Origin of the sequence: Vibrio sp. 10N.222.52.C3, from assembly GCF_041474195.1 — a bacterium.
GTDB classification, from domain to species: domain Bacteria; phylum Pseudomonadota; class Gammaproteobacteria; order Enterobacterales; family Vibrionaceae; genus Vibrio; species Vibrio crassostreae_C.
Genome location: NZ_JBFRTQ010000223.1, coordinates 1 through 1592 on the forward strand (window position 1 = coordinate 1; position 1592 = coordinate 1592).

Consider the following 1592-nt stretch of genomic DNA (forward strand, 5'->3'; position numbering starts at 1 on the left):
TCTAGCTTGTTATGGGGCACTTCTGAGTTATGAGGTGCGGTAATTGTCGTAGGATGATCTGGTTTCTTTATAGTTATGCCATCGACACAAGGTGAACAATAGTGATGAACCCCAATCAGTTTTCTTGCGTTCTACCCACATACAGCAATATGAGACACAAGCCTTGATTATCACTAGATAGTTACAGCCGCACCAATGAGATGCATCATGTGAAGTGAATATCACACCTATTCGAATCAATATGCCAACGTAAGATGTTTGGGTGGGGAAAGTTTAGTGTGTGAGTTTCATATGGAAATTTTTCAAAAAAATTTAACTTTCTAACCTGTTGATAATCATTGTAATCGTGATTTTTCATAATAAGTAACTAATATTATTGGCTTTTTCATATTTGATCATGCTAAAGAACTCTTGTAGTTTGTTCACAAGACAGCAGAGCAGCCAAAGCTGCCATAAGATTGAGACGTGAATCAACAAGAGAAAAAAGTAAAAAACTATATAGAGCAATACATTGCAAGTCGCGTAAACCGCGTTGCCCCATCGACTCTTCGATCAGAGAAGAGTAAAGCCTTAAAGCTATCAAAGCGCATTGGTCATAGAAAGATTGCGAGTGTTACACACAGCGACATCCTTGCCGTTATTGATGGTTTGCATAAGCATTATAAAAACAAAAGCATCAATGAGTTCCTGATCATCCTAAGAGCGGTTTTTCGTTTTGCGGAGCTGGACGGTGCGCTCGAACGAAACCCTATGACGGGTATTCAAAATCTGAAAGTTACAACATCCGAACCTGCACCGTTTACAAAAGCAGAGCTGAAAAAGCTCCATGATACTGATGTATCGTGTCAAAGTGGGAAAAATGCGTGCTTATTTAATGCTCTCACAGGTTTGAGGATCAGTGAATTACTTGCGCTCAGCTGGGATGATATCATTTGGCAACGTAAGGAAATGTACGTTCGTAGAGCCAAAGTTCTTCAAGAATACAAAGTGCCCAAGACTGAGGGGTCAATGCGAACCGTTGAGCTTAACCAACTTGCTATTGACCTCTTGAAACAGCAGTTGCAACTTACTGGCAAGAAGAAGCTAAGGAAAATATCGGTTAGGCAAGAAGATAACAAAACGCTCAAAAAAGAGTCTGTGCAGTTCGTTTTTTATAACAGTAAGACCAGTAAGCCATTTTTACATGCAGCACAGTTTGCCAAAGATTTCTTCGATGCTTTTCTGCTGCAAGCAGAGGTTAATCACCGTGGAGTTGGTCAATTACGGCATACCTTTGCTTCACAAAATTTAACTGCGGGTATATCGAAAGAGTGGATTGCTGCTCAGATGGGGCATTCAGGTACTCATATGGTTGATAAGCATTATGGGCGTTGGATTGCCTCTGATGCTCCAGATTGTGCTCGTTTGGCAGCCGATAACTTAGCCGAAGCCTTTGGACAAGCACCTGTAACGGCTCCATCTTCTTCTGCGATATCGGTTGAAACAGCGGATCTGGTTGCTAAATTAGAGTCTAATCCTGAGTTGCTAGCGGTTCTTAAGGCTACACTTGGTGGTGCGAAATGATTCTAAGCACTGCCACCAATGGCATTATC

General features: G+C 41.4%; 1 protein-coding gene. It reads left to right on the forward strand.

What is annotated here, in order from left to right; all coding sequences use genetic code 11:
* The first annotated feature begins 465 nt into the window (after window positions 1-465).
* Window positions 466-1563, forward strand: coding sequence for a site-specific integrase (locus tag AB4517_RS22435; RefSeq protein WP_102319798.1), 1098 nt, complete (start codon window positions 466-468; stop codon window positions 1561-1563).
* The last annotated feature ends 29 nt before the right edge of the window (window positions 1564-1592 follow it).